Source organism: Chryseobacterium oleae (genome assembly GCF_900115055.1).
In the GTDB taxonomy this organism is placed as follows: domain Bacteria; phylum Bacteroidota; class Bacteroidia; order Flavobacteriales; family Weeksellaceae; genus Chryseobacterium; species Chryseobacterium oleae.
In genome coordinates this window covers 643,729-658,327 of the sequence record NZ_FOVD01000001.1, presented here as the reverse complement: position 1 = coordinate 658,327, position 14,599 = coordinate 643,729, and the positions used below count along the sequence as shown (strand labels likewise).

14 protein-coding genes are annotated in these 14,599 nt (G+C 39.0%); 8 read left to right on the top strand and 6 right to left on the bottom strand.

The window, feature by feature from the left end; translation table 11 throughout:
* Window positions 1–289: 289 nt before the first annotated feature.
* From BM143_RS02905 to BM143_RS24320, 4 genes are all read left to right on the top strand, one after another.
* On the top strand, window positions 290–1,165 hold the full coding sequence (locus BM143_RS02905; RefSeq protein ID WP_090022805.1) for a pirin family protein: 876 nt from the start codon (window positions 290–292) through the stop codon (window positions 1,163–1,165).
* Window positions 1,166–1,190: 25 nt separating this feature from the next.
* Complete coding sequence (locus BM143_RS02900) at window positions 1,191–1,889, top strand: M17 family peptidase N-terminal domain-containing protein (RefSeq protein WP_090022803.1); 699 nt, start codon at window positions 1,191–1,193, stop codon at window positions 1,887–1,889.
* Window positions 1,890–2,252: 363 nt separating this feature from the next.
* Window positions 2,253–4,379 carry a type IA DNA topoisomerase gene (locus tag BM143_RS02895; protein WP_090022801.1) on the top strand — a complete coding sequence of 709 codons (2,127 nt, stop codon included), beginning with the start codon at window positions 2,253–2,255 and terminating at the stop codon, window positions 4,377–4,379.
* 125 nt (window positions 4,380–4,504) lie between these two features.
* Window positions 4,505–4,663 carry a bacteriocin-like protein gene (locus tag BM143_RS24320; protein WP_449384773.1) on the top strand — a complete coding sequence of 53 codons (159 nt, stop codon included), beginning with the start codon at window positions 4,505–4,507 and terminating at the stop codon, window positions 4,661–4,663.
* A gap of 107 nt (window positions 4,664–4,770) precedes the next feature.
* Here BM143_RS24320 and BM143_RS02890 read toward each other — a convergent pair whose 3' ends face one another.
* Complete coding sequence (locus BM143_RS02890; RefSeq protein WP_228430678.1) at window positions 4,771–5,187, bottom strand: hypothetical protein; 417 nt, start codon at window positions 5,185–5,187, stop codon at window positions 4,771–4,773.
* A 557-nt stretch (window positions 5,188–5,744) separates the two neighbouring features.
* On the opposite strand from BM143_RS02890, the gene BM143_RS02885 reads away from it, so the two are divergent.
* Complete coding sequence (locus BM143_RS02885) at window positions 5,745–6,167, top strand: PaaI family thioesterase (protein WP_034728002.1); 423 nt, start codon at window positions 5,745–5,747, stop codon at window positions 6,165–6,167.
* A 112-nt stretch (window positions 6,168–6,279) separates the two neighbouring features.
* Window positions 6,280–6,624, top strand: coding sequence for a phage holin family protein (locus BM143_RS02880; RefSeq protein ID WP_047451937.1), 345 nt, complete (start codon window positions 6,280–6,282; stop codon window positions 6,622–6,624).
* A gap of 56 nt (window positions 6,625–6,680) precedes the next feature.
* Here BM143_RS02880 and BM143_RS02875 read toward each other — a convergent pair whose 3' ends face one another.
* A complete protein-coding gene (locus tag BM143_RS02875; protein ID WP_090022797.1) occupies window positions 6,681–6,935 on the bottom strand; it encodes a hypothetical protein in 255 nt (84 codons plus the stop codon).
* A gap of 313 nt (window positions 6,936–7,248) precedes the next feature.
* Between BM143_RS02875 and BM143_RS02870 the strand changes: the two genes are divergently transcribed.
* Entirely contained in the window at window positions 7,249–9,243 is a 1,995-nt protein-coding gene (locus BM143_RS02870) for a S9 family peptidase (RefSeq protein ID WP_090022795.1), read from the top strand.
* 250 nt (window positions 9,244–9,493) lie between these two features.
* Window positions 9,494–9,985 (top strand): DNA-deoxyinosine glycosylase, encoded by a 492-nt coding sequence (locus BM143_RS02865; RefSeq protein ID WP_090022793.1) that lies wholly within the window; start codon window positions 9,494–9,496, stop codon window positions 9,983–9,985.
* A gap of 451 nt (window positions 9,986–10,436) precedes the next feature.
* On the opposite strand, the gene BM143_RS02860 is transcribed toward BM143_RS02865, so the two are convergent.
* The 4 genes from BM143_RS02860 to BM143_RS02845 all read right to left on the bottom strand — a co-directional run bounded on the left by BM143_RS02860 (window position 10,437) and on the right by BM143_RS02845 (window position 14,597).
* On the bottom strand, window positions 10,437–11,471 hold the full coding sequence (locus BM143_RS02860) for a phosphotransferase enzyme family protein (protein WP_090022791.1): 1,035 nt from the start codon (window positions 11,469–11,471) through the stop codon (window positions 10,437–10,439).
* Window positions 11,462–12,367, bottom strand: a complete 906-nt coding sequence (locus tag BM143_RS02855; RefSeq protein WP_090022789.1) for a sugar phosphate nucleotidyltransferase — start codon at window positions 12,365–12,367, stop codon at window positions 11,462–11,464. Before BM143_RS02855 ends, BM143_RS02860 begins: the two co-directional genes overlap by 10 nt.
* On the bottom strand, window positions 12,357–13,748 hold the full coding sequence (locus BM143_RS02850) for a Gfo/Idh/MocA family protein (RefSeq protein WP_090022788.1): 1,392 nt from the start codon (window positions 13,746–13,748) through the stop codon (window positions 12,357–12,359). Before BM143_RS02850 ends, BM143_RS02855 begins: the two co-directional genes overlap by 11 nt.
* Before the next feature lie 156 nt (window positions 13,749–13,904).
* Window positions 13,905–14,597, bottom strand: a complete 693-nt coding sequence (locus BM143_RS02845) for an AIM24 family protein (protein WP_034727986.1) — start codon at window positions 14,595–14,597, stop codon at window positions 13,905–13,907.
* Window positions 14,598–14,599: the final 2 nt, after the last annotated feature.

The window sequence follows — 14,599 nt, the reverse complement described above, 5'->3', positions numbered from 1 at the left end:
ATATCCAGAAGAATAAAAATATGCGCAATCATCTGTGTCAATCCGTGAAATCAGTGGTTAGAAATATAATCTCCCGCAGATCCAACAGATTACGCAGATTATAGTCGTGTTATTTGTGAACTTATTTGTGAAATTTGTGTTTAAAAATGAAATCTTTGCCTGAAAAATAAACACACAATATTCCCCTCAATTTTTTAATCAAAAAGCAATTTATTAAACTAGTTAAATGCACAGCCATTTCAGTCTCCCTAAATTTGTCTTATCAAAATCAAAAAAATAACGACAAGATATGGACAGAAAAGATTTTTTAAAGAAAGGTTTATTGGGAACCGGGATGTTTGTAGCATCTGCTTCTCTTGGAAATACCATGAAAAATGAGATCGATGAGATTGAGCCATTAGAACCCATCGGATACAATCACTTACCCAATCCTGAGTCGAAAATTAAAGATAATTCCGTGATTCATAAGGCGGATTCAAGAGGAAAGGCAGATCATGGTTGGCTGCTGAGCCAGCATACATTCAGTTTTGCCAATTATCATAATCCTGAAAGAATGCATTTTGGAGTGCTGAGAGTTTTAAATGATGACAAAGTGGAAGCGGGCAGAGGTTTTGGAACGCATCCCCATGATAATATGGAAATCATCAGTATCCCGCTGGAAGGCGATCTTGAGCACAAAGACAATATGGGAAATACCACGGTGATCAAAAGTGGAGATATCCAGGTGATGAGCGCAGGAACAGGGGTGATGCACAGCGAATTTAATAAGAACAGCGATAAACTTGTCAAATTCCTGCAGATATGGGTATATCCGAATAGGAGAAATGTAACGCCAAGATACGACCAGATCACTTTAGACAAAACAAAAAGTCACAATGCATTCCAGCAAATCCTTTCTCCCAATGCTGATGACGAGGGGGTGTGGATTCATCAGGATGCCTGGTTTCATTTAGGGCGGTTTGAAAACGGTTTGGAAACCAGTTATCAGATCAAAAAAAGTGGAAATGGAGTGTATGTTTTTATCCTTAAAGGAAGCGCTGAAATTGAAGGTCAGAAATTGGAAGAACGGGATGGATTCGGAGTTTGGGATATTAAAAACCTGAATATGAAATCTACGGCAGAACATACGGAAATCTTGCTAATGGAAGTTCCGATGGCCATGTAATCACGAATAGAAAAGATTTGAAACCATGAAAAATTTTATGCTATCATTCGCAGCTGGTTTATTATCCTTAACACTGACTGCTCAAAATACAACCTCTGTCGGCACCTCAAAAAACTGGGGATCAGTAGACGGAATCTCAATTATCGGCCTGGTTCAGGGACCTTCTTCTGCAGATGCCCAATTACAGGTGGCCTGTGTGTTTGAATACACGGAAAATGATATCCACAGTGCTCAGGCTTTACCCGCCAATCTGAACGGTTTAGTGCATTTGGACGATGCATTAAAAGGTGAATTTACAAAAATCAGACAGTCCGGACAGTTTAAAGGACATGCGTTGGAAACACTATTAATCACACCGCCGGCTGGTTCTATGTCTGCTAAAAAACTATTGCTAATCGGGTTGGGTGACCGAAATAATTTCACGCCCGAACTGATGACTTCCGTAGGTGAAGTGGCTGCCCGTGAAGCAATGAGATTAGGCGTAACCAATTTCGCGTTTGCCAGTGATCTGAAGGACGCCGGAATAGATTCTCCAACCGCTTTAATAGCTGGAAATGTAGTGAAAGGGATTGTATTGGCCAACCGTTCCGAAATCTATCTCAAAGAGCATCAACTTTCCCATACAAAGAAATTGAAAAAAATATACTTCCTGGCAGGTCCATCTTTCTTTGAAGTAGCAGGTGGCGGAATTCAGGCTGCCATTGCCGAAGTGAATAGAAAATAATGAACCCGTTTTCATTAATATTGTGAAGGCTCTCCTTTTTTAAGGGGAGTTTTTTGTTATAATTATTAGCACGAGCGGGACGCTCGCGCTAGCATTGTGTTTACATATTGAGCTGCATTGCTGGACATCCATGTGCTGGCGCGAGCGTCCCGCTCGTGCCCATTACTAAACTCAATCCGCAATATATCTGCTACCATTCATTAAACTTTAATCCAAAAGAATGATACCAACATAATCAGACCTATTTTAGCGGAATAAACGTCCATACTCATCCCTGTAATTTTCAAACATCAACTCCCAACTAAATTAGCTTAATCCAAAAAAAATCCCGACTTTTGTCCCCCTTCAATAATTCCGAAATTCATGAAACTTTGTATTGCCGAAAAGCCCAGTGTTGCCAGAGATATCGCCAAAGTATTAGGTGCTACCACGCCTAAACAGGGCTATATGGAGGGCAACGGATACTGTGTGACATGGACGTTCGGACACCTTTGTACCTTAAAAGAGCCTCATGATTATGGCCCTCAGTACAAATCCTGGAATTTGTTTTTACTGCCGATCATTCCAGCCAGTTTTGGGATCAAATTAATTCCAAACAAAGGCGTTGAAAATCAGTTTAAAGTCATTGAAAGATTGGTGGAGGAATGTGATGAGGTCATTAACTGTGGTGATGCCGGGCAGGAGGGTGAGCTGATCCAGCGATGGGTTTTACAGAAAGCAAAATGTAACAAACCCGTTCAGCGTTTATGGATCTCGTCCCTTACCGAAGAAGCGATCAAAGAAGGTTTTGACAATCTGAAACCTGCTGAGGATTATAAAAATCTGTATCTGGCTGGAAATGCAAGAGCAATTGGTGATTGGCTGCTGGGAATCAATGCGACAAGATTATTTACCAAAAAATTTGGAGGAAACAAAGCGGTTCTTTCCATCGGAAGAGTTCAGACGCCGACTTTGGCGATGCTGGTTCAGCGACAGAAAGAAATTGATGCCTTTAATACGGAAGAATATTGGGAACTTAAAACCAAATACCGTGACGTTATTTTCAATGCTGCGATTGATCGTTTAAAAACCTTAGACCGTGCTGAAAAGGGTCTTGAATATCTTAAGCTCAACCCTTTTGAAATTGTTTCTTTTGAGATTAAAGAAGGAAAAGAAAAAAACCTCAGACTTTTCGATTTGACAGGACTTCAGGTGGAAGCCAACAAAAAATATGGCTACTCCGCAGAAAATACCTTACATTATATCCAGAGTCTGTACGAAAAAAAGCACGTGACTTATCCGCGTGTAGATACCACTTATCTATCCGAAAGTCTGTATCCTAAAATTGAAGGCATTCTTCGGAAAATGCATTTTTATCAGGATCTGGTTGCTCCATTATTGGAAGCACCTATTCCTAAATCAAAAGCCGTTTTCGATGATGCGAAAGTAACTGATCACCATGCGATTATCCCTACAGAAGTTCCGCCTTCTCAGAATCTGAGCAGGGAAGAGAAACTGATCTATGATCTTGTGGCAAAACGTTTTATTTCTGCTTTTTATCCGGAATGTAAAATTTCAAATACATTAGTGGAAGGAAAAGTAGGAACGATTCCTTTTAAAACAAGTGGAAGACAGGTTCTGGAACCGGGATGGAGAGCCGTTTATGCAAAAGAACCGAAAGAAGAATCCACTGATAAAGAAAAAGAAAAGGAGGAAGAACAGACCATTCCTGAATTTACCGTGGGAGAAAGCGGACCACACGATCCAATGATTCACCAGGGAAAAACGACCCCACCAAAGCCTTACACGGAAGCAACACTCCTGAGAGCTATGGAAACTGCCGGAAAACAGGTAGAAGATGATGAGCTTCGCGAACTGCTTAAAAATAACGGGATCGGAAGACCTTCCACCCGTGCAAATATCATCGAGACCCTTTTCAAAAGGAAATATATCGAGAAGAAAAGAAAAAATCTTATCGCTACCCAAACCGGAATTCAACTAATTGATACCATTGAAGACGAACTTCTGAAAAGCCCGGAACTGACCGGAGAATGGGAACAGAAACTCCGTAAAATTGAAAAAGGCGAGTACGAAGCCAACCAGTTTAAAGAAGAGCTGATCCAGATGGTTTCCGAGCTTACCCGAAAAGTGGTGGACGGAAAAGGAAAAGTGATCATGCTGCAGGAAGAAGAAAAAGAAGAGGTCAAAGAAAAGAAAAAGCGTGAACCTGCCGTAAAAAAAGAACTTCAATCGTGGGAAGAAACCCAATGCCCAAAATGTAAAGAACACAACCTGATCAAAGGGAAAACTGCGGTAGGTTGTTCCGATTTCAAGAACTGTGGTTTTAAAATTACGTTTGATATTTTCGGCAAGAAGCTTTCTGATAAACAACTTTTGGATTTGGTTTTAAAAGGGAAAACTTCAAAACTGAAAGGATTCACGACTCATTCAGAAGCTTTGACGGAAGGAGTTCTGACACTTGAAGAAGGTTTTCAGGTACAGCTTAGTTAATCAATTTAATCATATATGTTTAGTTTTGTTATGGATCTCCGTAACAGTTAATTTGTTTTTTTTAATTAAATCTCTATTTGGAGAATATTTTTTATATTTAGCACGTAACAAATTAAAATTTAAACATGAAAAATTTCAAAAAAATCTCCAGAGAGGGTTTAAAAACAATTAAAGGCGGAATCACTTTTTGCAAGCCGCGATACATGTTGGTTTGTGAAGACATGAGCGTATGTGATCCCAATATAGGTGAGCCTTGCATGTGTACATGCATTCCAATAGTATAAGATAAAGATAAGTCCCTCATGCAGAGGGATTTTTTTGTTTTATGTACCTTTAGTGATAACACAGAAGTTAAAACAAATCAGAATTTCTAGATATCTTCATTACGTTTTTACCGGAATAATTTATCATACCATCCACTGAGATCTTTCTTAATGCTATCGTGGTTTTTACACAAGACCTGCGCCAGTTGCAGCTGTGATCGTTCAGATTTGTAGGGATTTAAAGTCAGATAGCCGAAAAAATTTCCATCCTGATCCAGAATTACGGGAGGATACGAAGCATAATCGCTCCATGGTGAATACGTACTGTACGAACTTCCATAGTTGCCGGAACCATTCCAGATGGATTTTGAACTGAGCAGATTTCCATAATCACCGTAAGGATTCCATATCGAGTTTTTATCAAAAGTATCACAGTTGATGCAGCCCAGATATTGATCCTCATTGGAGCCACCATACAGATGTAGCGTCTGCGCCTGAAAAATACAGCACAGAAGAAAGATTAGGAATGTGAAAATCTTTTTCAAGGGCATATGGTTGGTTGTTTACTGCAAAGCTAGTATTTTTTGTAAGTATTTCTGGAGACCACCCCTTCAAAATTCTTCGAATTTTCGTCACCCCTCCTGAGGATGGGAATAATTTCCAATAAACAATATTCATCAAGAAAATCAGATTGAGTAGTTTTTTAGGGTAAGTTTTTAAACCATTAAGATGAGTGAAGAAGATGAGGATAGTTAAGAAAAATCAAATGATTTTTTAAGCCATATCATTAAAAAAAGCGAAGCTGCTCTTAATATTCTTAAGAACTTAATGCTCTTAATGGTTCAATTATTTAATAAACAGATTGCACCACAACGAATAAAAATCTTTGATTTTTTTTAAACTTAAGTGTACTCTTTGACAGTATGAATTTAAACTTCAAATAAACTAAAGTGTTAGAAAACTTTTGCCTCTTTTGTGGTTAAAAAACTGACTGTATTATTTAAAATTTCAGCATCAGTAAGTAAACTTGTTCCCAATTTTCTGGTATTTCTGAAAAACATTGGTGTACTTTGTATTTACATTCAAATTAAAATACATATTCATGACTCCGGAAAAAAAGAAACTCATGACGGACAGCTTCGGCCGTTCAGAAACATTAAAATTTTACAACGCCGAATTATTGGAAGTAGATACCGATTTTGTCTCCATTAAAATTCCAAAAATGGAAATGATGACCCGGAAAGCCGGCATGTTCAATGGTGCTATGATAGCTTCTCTGGTGGATGTTTCTTCAGGATATGCTTCAGTAAGTCATTATAAAGACGATTGCTATGTAGTGACTGTTGAACTGAAGGTTAATTATCTTCGTCCCGCACTGGGAGATGCCCTGATATCGAGGTCTTACGTGATCAAAGGCGGTGCAAAAATCATTGTGGTAAGAACAGAAATCTATGTCATTGATGAAAGTACCGGTTCGGAAAGTCATGTGGCGACTTCACTGGTCACCATGATGAGGATCAAATAAATAGAAGCCCATCAATCAAAATATTCGGTAGATAAAGGAATTACGGGCCTTTTTCCGGATGAAATGGAACAGGATTTGCAACGTAAACACCATAACATTAAAACATAATAATATGAACTTAATTATCAGGCTGTTCATTACAGCAATCGTTGCCTACCTTTTGACTAAGGTGCTTCCGGGTGTACATTTCGAAGGATTTTCTTCGGCAATTATTTTTGCCATCGTTCTGGGGGTATTAAATATTTTTGTAAAACCTATTTTAGGACTTTTGGGACTGCCTCTTACGATTATCACATTGGGATTATTTGCCCTGGTGATCAATGCTGTGATTATTCTGATTGCAGATTATTTTATAGACAGTATGGTCGTAGATGGCTTCTGGTGGGCACTGATCTTTAGTGTGCTGCTGTCCTTTGTGACTTCACTGGCGAATTCCATGTTTTCAGATGGAGAATAAATAACAAAACATATCGCAAAATAAAAGAGGCTGTCCTATCCGGACAGCCTCTTGTTTTAACAGTATTTCTCAATCCATTTTATGCATTGTTCGTACGTCATTTTCTGATTGGGCGTAGTCATATAACGTGCATTGATGGGTTCGTTTTCGGCAATTTTTGCCATAATCTGTTCAAGGGTTTTGCCTGCAAAATTAACCCTTGTGTCAGTATCTTTACCATATTTTAAATGGTTCTCGTGGATGTGCCAAAGGTTAGGTGCGCCTGCATCTAGCGATGTTCCTTTAAAATTTCCTGTTTCTGGTGTACTCATGATGTAAATTTTTAAATGGTTTTAATTAATATATGGGATGGTTGATTTGTTTCGAGTGTAAAGATGGTATTTTGATGATTTTGTTGAAGTAAAATTCAGGTTTTGAATGATGTGAAAGAAGAGGGAAAGTACCCATCTTTAAAAAACAGGGGTTTTCCTGTAAGACAGATCCTGGCTTGTGAAATGGAATTTTCTTGTTAATTCTTTCGTTCATTGGTATTTTAAGTACTAACTTTGGGGATCTTTGAATTAAATAAAAGGAATTAATGAAATCGGCGTGATTTCATATTTCCGTTAAAATGAATATCAACATATGAAGCTTAAGTACAGTCTGCTGGCTCTGGCAGCTCCTCTCTTAATGAATGCACAACAGTTAATGACACCTGAAATCCTCTGGACTTTGAAAAAAGTGGGGGTGCAGGCAGTTTCACCGGATCAGTCTTCGCTTATCTATAAAGTGGGGCAGGTAGATCTGAAAACAGAAAAAACAAAAAGCGAGAACTATTTTCTCAATGTTCTTAATAACCAGTCTTCCAAAATAGATTTCGGTAAAAAAGCCCTTATTCAGTGGGATAAAAACGGAATTTATGCACAGGAAGGAGATAAGATTTATCTTTCAAAGGACAGCGGGAAAACCTGGTCTGAATTTTATACCATCGGGGAAGCTGACAATATCGTGATCTCTCCGGACGGTAAGAAAATTGCCTTCAGTAAGCAGGTTCTGGTAGAGAAATTAATGGGGAAAGACAAATACAGTGATACGCCTAAAACTACGGCTCAGGTGTATACTGATCTGAATCACAGACACTGGGACTATTTCAATGAAGGAAAATACAACCACGTATTTGTTGTCAATACCACAGACAAAGCAGAGTCTGCAAAAGATCTGTTAGAAGGTAAAACGTGGGATTCTCCTCAAAGACCTTTCGGTGGAGCAGAAGACTTCATCTGGAGCCCGGATTCGACTCAGCTTTTATACGTTACAAAACCTAAAAGCGGTAAAGAATATTCCACAAGTACCAACACAGACATTTTTGCCTACGATCTTGCTTCAGGAACAACAAAAAATTTAACAGAATCCAATAAAGGATACGATGTTAATCCAAAATTCAGTCCTGACGGAAAATCCCTGATCTGGCAGAGTATGGCCAGAGAAGGTTATGAGGCGGATAAAAATGATGTAAAAATCATGGATTGGAAGTCCGGTAAAACTATAAACCTTACGACTGGCTGGGACGAAAGCGTTTCCGGAGATGTATTCTGGAGCGGAGATTCCAAAGCGATCTATTTTACAGCTGCGTTCAGAGGAACAAAACAGCTTTTCTCTTTAGATCCGAAAGCAGCAAAAGTTCAGCAGATCACAAAAGGTGATTTTGACGTTAATGAAATCTTTACTGACAATAAATCTTCACTTTTAGTCGGAAGAACAGATGTAAACCATGCAACGGAATTATTCTCTGTCAATGTAAAAAACGGAGAAATGAAGCAGATAACCGAAGCCAACAAGGAAGCTTATGCTAAGCTGGCACAAGGGAAATCTGAACTGAAGATGGTGAAAACAACGGATGGAAAAGAAATGGGCGTATGGTTCCACTATCCACCAAACTTTGACCCAAATAAAAAATACCCTACCTTGGTATACTGTCAGGGAGGCCCACAATCTGCATTGACTCAGTTTTTCAGCACAAGATGGAATTTCTCTCTTATGGCAGCCAACGGATATATCGTAGTGGCTCCAAACAGAAGAGGAATGCCGGGCTGGGGAACAAAATGGAATGAAGAAATTTCTAAAGACTGGGGCGGACAGCCGATGAGAGATTATCTGGCTGCAACAGATTTTGCGAAAACATTACCGTATGTAGACGGAGAAAGAGTAGCGGCAGTAGGAGCAAGCTACGGAGGATACAGTGTATTCATGTTAGCCGGAATCCACGAAAACAGATTCAAAACCTTCATCGCACATGATGGATTATTTGATATGAAATCATGGTACCTTACTACGGAAGAACTTTGGTTTGCGAACTGGGATTTAGGTTCTCCATGGGAAAAGCCACTTCCGAAAGCATACACAGAATTCAACCCAAGTAATTTTGTTGAAAAATGGAACAAGCCGATTATGATTTTCCAGGGAGGTATTGATTTCCGTGTCCCTTACGAGCAGGGTCAGGAAGCTTTCCAGGCAGCTAAATTGAGAGGTTTGAAATCTAAATTAGTCTATTTCCCGAACGAAAACCACTGGGTACTTCATCCTCAAAACGGATTGGTATGGCAGAGAGAATTCTTCGACTGGTTGAAAGAAACTTTGTAATGTAAACTAAAAATGAATCATTAAAATGAATTGAATTTATTTTAATGATTCCTGAAAATATCAATGGAAACGGGCTTTAGCCCGTTTTTTTATGCAATTATCCGAAGGCTTTAGCCAAATTATTAATGATAAACTTTAAGTTTTCTGACGTCTCTCAACTTCAACCTTAATCTTAAAGTCTCGTGTCTGAAATCTGAAATCTAGAATCTAAAACCTTTCCCCCTTGGCCCCAATTTTTATATATTTGAGTATGCAAAACAGAATTTCCTCGTTTCCACCCTTAATTGATGCTCAATCTGAAATCTTAATTTTAGGTTCAATTCCCGGTGTCAAATCTTTGGAGAAACAGCAGTATTACGCTCACCCACAAAATAAATTCTGGACGATTATTTTCCATCTGTTTAATGAAGAATTTACAGATGATTATACTCAACGTTTAGATATTTTAAAGGAACATCATATAGCAGTCTGGGACGTCATCGACTCCTGCGAAAGAAAAGGAAGCCTGGATTCTGAAATCAAAAATGAAGAAGCCAACCAAATTGCCGAACTTCTGGATGAGCATCCCAATATCAAAGCTGTTTTCTGTAATGGTGGGAAATCGTACAAAAATCTGCAGAAACTTTTAGGGAAAAATTACAGGTTACCGATCATTCAGCTTCCTTCTACCAGTCCTCTGCATACGGTATCTTTTGATGTTAAACTGGAAGAATGGAAGAAGATTATGGAATTCCTGATGTAAAGTTTTTAACCACAAAAGGGACAAAAGTTTTCTAACACTTTAGTTTATTCGAAGTTTAAATGCGAACTGTACATAAGTACACTTAAGATTATAAAAATCATAGATTTTTATACGGGATAATATCTTCAAACATCTGTGAGAATCTGTGCAATCTGTGGTGAAAAAATATCAACCACAAGATTAAAAAAGGTAATGATCTTGGAATAAATTCACATCAGTGGAAAAATCAGAGATTTTCAAAAACTTATGTGGGAGTTTCGGGGCGGGAGCTTCGCTCCCCGCCCCGAAACTCCCCAGTCATTGCGAGCATAGCGAAGCAATTTTCCGAAAGAAATGGATAGTCTTTATTGCATAAGAACTTGCCTTAGATTGAGATTGTTTCGTTACTCCCCCGCAATGGCAGTATGGTCTTTATTCGTGAAAAAATTCGTGTTATCTGTGTCTAAAAAATCTAATCCACGCGCAAATACTTTCTCAAACCTTTCAGCAACTGCAATTGATTCCTGGTTCTGTCCAGATTATGTTCAGCATATTTCGTAGAATAATAGGTGCTTCCATTCAGATAATCAGTAAGAAAACGAACCGCCTGAATATAAATCACAGTCTGTGCCGCATAATCAAGATTTTCCAACTCTTCAAAAGTCAGTTTTTTCTTTAAAGACAGCAGAAATCCATCTTTCACAGTTCTGTAAATCTGGGGATTGAAATTATGATCAGCATTTCCATTGTCCTCATCCAGAGTATTGGTGTAGGATCTTGCCATGTCACCGAAGTCATAGAGGATGGTAGAAATGGTTACGGTGTCCAGATCGATCACAGCAAGAGGCCTTGAATTGCTGTCAAAAAGAATATTTCTGACGTTAGGATCTCCATGAATAATTCTTTTAGGTAAAATACCTTCCTTTTCCATCTCAATCCATTTTTCAGGAAGGGAGAGGAGTTCATTCATTGCTTCGATTTCTTGTTCAGCATTGTCCAGCAGATCCGGACTTGCAGATTGTAAAGAAATCTGATAATCCGAGATTCTTTTTTCAAAATTAACAAAATCAGGAATCGGGGATTGAATGTAGGGAAGATATTCAGGATTGACCGTATTTAGAAAAGCACCGACCGCTTTTGCTGATTCATAGGCTGTTTTTATATCAGGGATTTTAAAGAAGGTCTTCGTGTCCTCAATAAAGCTGAGCATTCTCCAGGATTCTTCGTTTTCATCTTTAATAATGAAATTCCCGGATAAAGTTTCCTTAGGTTTTACCAGCTCGAGCGGATAGTTCCCATCTTCCAGTAATCTGTTGATCAGAATGTGATTATTGGTGATAATCTCCGGAAACGGAAAAACCTGAGTATTGATCTTTTGAAGGATAAATTTTTCATCAGCATCATAATCCTCCACCAGATAGGTTGTATTGATCAGCCCGTTGGTAATAGGAGTGATCGTGCAATTTTCAGTTCCGGTAAATCCGGTAACGATTGTTTTTAATTCCATAGATCCTCGGGATATCTGTTTTTTTTGATCTCTGATGTCAGGAAATCTTTTATACTGCTTTTGTCATCTGCATAGGTAACACCCATCCATTGTGATGGAGAGGCTTTCACCAATACTTTTGCCTTTTTCTCGTCAATTATTCTCTGTACAGCAGAAGGAATATAAAATTCCTGCGATGGCTCCGGTTCCGATTGTATGAAGTCATTAAAATACACTTCAAGTGCATCAAAAACATTCGGATGAAAAATAAAGAAATTCATAGATACCAATGCATCAGAAGTAAGTTCAATATCATTTCCGTTCCCGGTATAAACAATTGAATCTCCTTTTTTGTGGATCGAAGTCTGTTCTTCTACTTTTATCAGATAATTTTCTGCATCTAAGGTACATATTCCACGGGCAACATTTCCGTTTCCACTCAAAGTAGATCCTACGGGATAGGCCGCCATTCCAAACTGCGCCTCTGAAATGTGAAGATCGATTTCTTCGGAGGCCAGCTGGTAGGCTTCTTTCCCATAAAAATCATCAGCATTAATCATGACAAAAGGTTCCTGTACGTCATTTTTTGCACAAAGGACAGCATGACCGGTTCCCCACGGTTTTTCACGATGTGAGAAGTCGTAGTCTTTTGGCAGAAAGCTTTCTTTTTCCTGATATACCCAGTGAAGCTCAAAATTCTTTTCTCCGGATATGGTATTTAATCTTTCCATATAGCTTTGAGGAATCAGTCTGTTCACAATAATGACAACCTTGGTGAAACCAGCTTCCAATGCATCGTAAATAGAGTATTCCAGGATCGGTGAACCGTTATCCAGAATTCCGTCTATCTGCTTAAGGCCTTTGTAGCGGCTTCCCAAACCTCCTGCTAATATGAGTAATGTTTTTTTAGAATTCATCCGTCATTCCAAATACAGGTTTACGGGTTTTCCATTTTCCGTTGGTGAAATCAGGGATATCTACGGCCTGACCGCCTTTAGCAATAGATTCTTCGCTTAATGGCGTTATAGAATACCATAAGGCAAGATCATACACATCCATCGGAAACTCTATATTTCGTTTGATACATTCGATAAAGGTATTCATGACAAAGAAATCCATTCCGCCGTGTCCTGCACCTGCAGCCGTACTTTCAAATTTCTTCCAGATAGGATGATCATAGTCTTTCATCCACTTTTCGGTATTTTCCCATCGGTGACTGTGATTCATTGTTTTTTCAAAATAAATATGTCCCTGGTTGAAATCGCCCCAGCCGAAGTCCTGCCACAAACCTTCTGTTCCCTGCACCCTGAATCCAAGATCATAAGGTCGCTGTAAGCTGGTATCATGGGTTAAAAGAATCGTCTCCCCATTGGCACAGGCAATCTGTGTGGTGACAATATCTCCCTGATTGAATTTTACTTTGGCATTAGAATGGTTTTCTCCGCCCTTAGCATGTTCTACGATATATTTATGAAGTCCCACAGACTTTGACGAGAATGAGGAAAGCCTTGTCAGACGGTTTCCACGGTTGATATCCATCATCACGGCTACCGGACCCAATCCATGCGTAGGATAAAGCTCGCCGTTGCGTTTTACATAATGTTCCGTTCTCCAGTGTGCCTCACTAAATCCTTTTTCTCCAAACTCAGCACCTGAGTTGTACGGCGTAATCCCATCATTGAAGAGAACGCCTCTTAGATCATGCTGATAACCACCTCTTCCATGAACCAGTTCTCCAAACATTCCTTTACGGACCATATTCAGAACAGCCATGATATCCCTGCGGTAACACACATTCTCCATCATGAAAATAGGAACTTTGGTTTCCTCGTATACTTTCACAAATTCCCAGCAGTCCTGCAGCTTTATCGCTCCGGAAACTTCCATACCTACGATCTTTTTCGCACGCATAGCTTCTGTACCCTGCGGAAGATGCCATTCCCATGGAGTAGCGATCACTACAGCGTCAATGGTTTTTAATTTTAAAAGATTCCGGTAATCATAGTCCCCGTTTGAAAATTCCTGCGCGGCAGATTTATTATTGTCTTTCAGTATTTTTTGTGAGGCAGCCAGCATTCTTTTGTCGGGATCTGCAAAAGCCACAATCTCCACGTCATTACGCTTGGCCAGAAGTTTTACATGTTCCTGTCCACGAAGTCCTACGCCGATAAATCCGACGCGTACTTTTTTATCTGATTTAAAATCATTTGAATAGGCAAACAGGGAATTCGGTAAGACTAATGCGCCAAAGCTTGCCAAGGCAGTTGTTTTTATAAAATTTCTGCGGGTTGTATTCATTTGAATATATTTTTATTCTTAAAGATATTTAAAATATCAGTATCTAAAAGGATTTAGAATATTATTAATCAAATAAACAAATATGGTTTATATATTTTTTTTGATCACAAAAAAAGCTATCTCATGATTGAAATAGCTTTATTTAGAATTAAAAAATTACTTCTCTGTAAAATATACTTCCTCGTATGGTTGTATCAATACCCATCCGTTTCCTGAGAACTTCATCTGGAATTCTTCACCGCTTCCTCTTCCGATTAAGCTTTTGAAAGAAACATTCGTTTTCAGATCCGGACTTAGATTTCCTGACCATGCTACTGTAGCATTAGGATCTGTGAAAACCGGACTGTCAGGAGTGACCATAAGGGTTAATGGCTCACCATGAGTCGTTATAGCAATATGTCCCGTTCCGGAAAGTTTTACCTGGAAAAGACCGCCGGCCATCATTCCTGCAACGCTTTTAAGCATGGTAATATCGCTTTTTACACTCTGCTCATGTGCCAGTACGTCGTTTCCGTTGACACATACTGATTCATTATTCAGATAAAGGATACGTACTTTCTTCCCGGAATCAGCCACATACAGCTTGCCGGTTCCTTCTGCTTTCATCAGTTTTGTTCCTTCACCACTGATGGCTTTCTTTAAAAGGTTGCCGATACCTCCGGCCAGCATTCCCTGTCTTTCGAAGTTGATGCCTCCTACATAGCCTACCATACTTCCTCTTTTGGTCCATACAGCCTGATTGTTAAGGTTGATTTCCAGAAGATGTGGAGTTTCCAGCTCAAAATAATCTCTTTGTTGTGGATTTTCTTTTGTTTCGTTGACGAAAGCTTCCAATGAATATTTGCTCATAC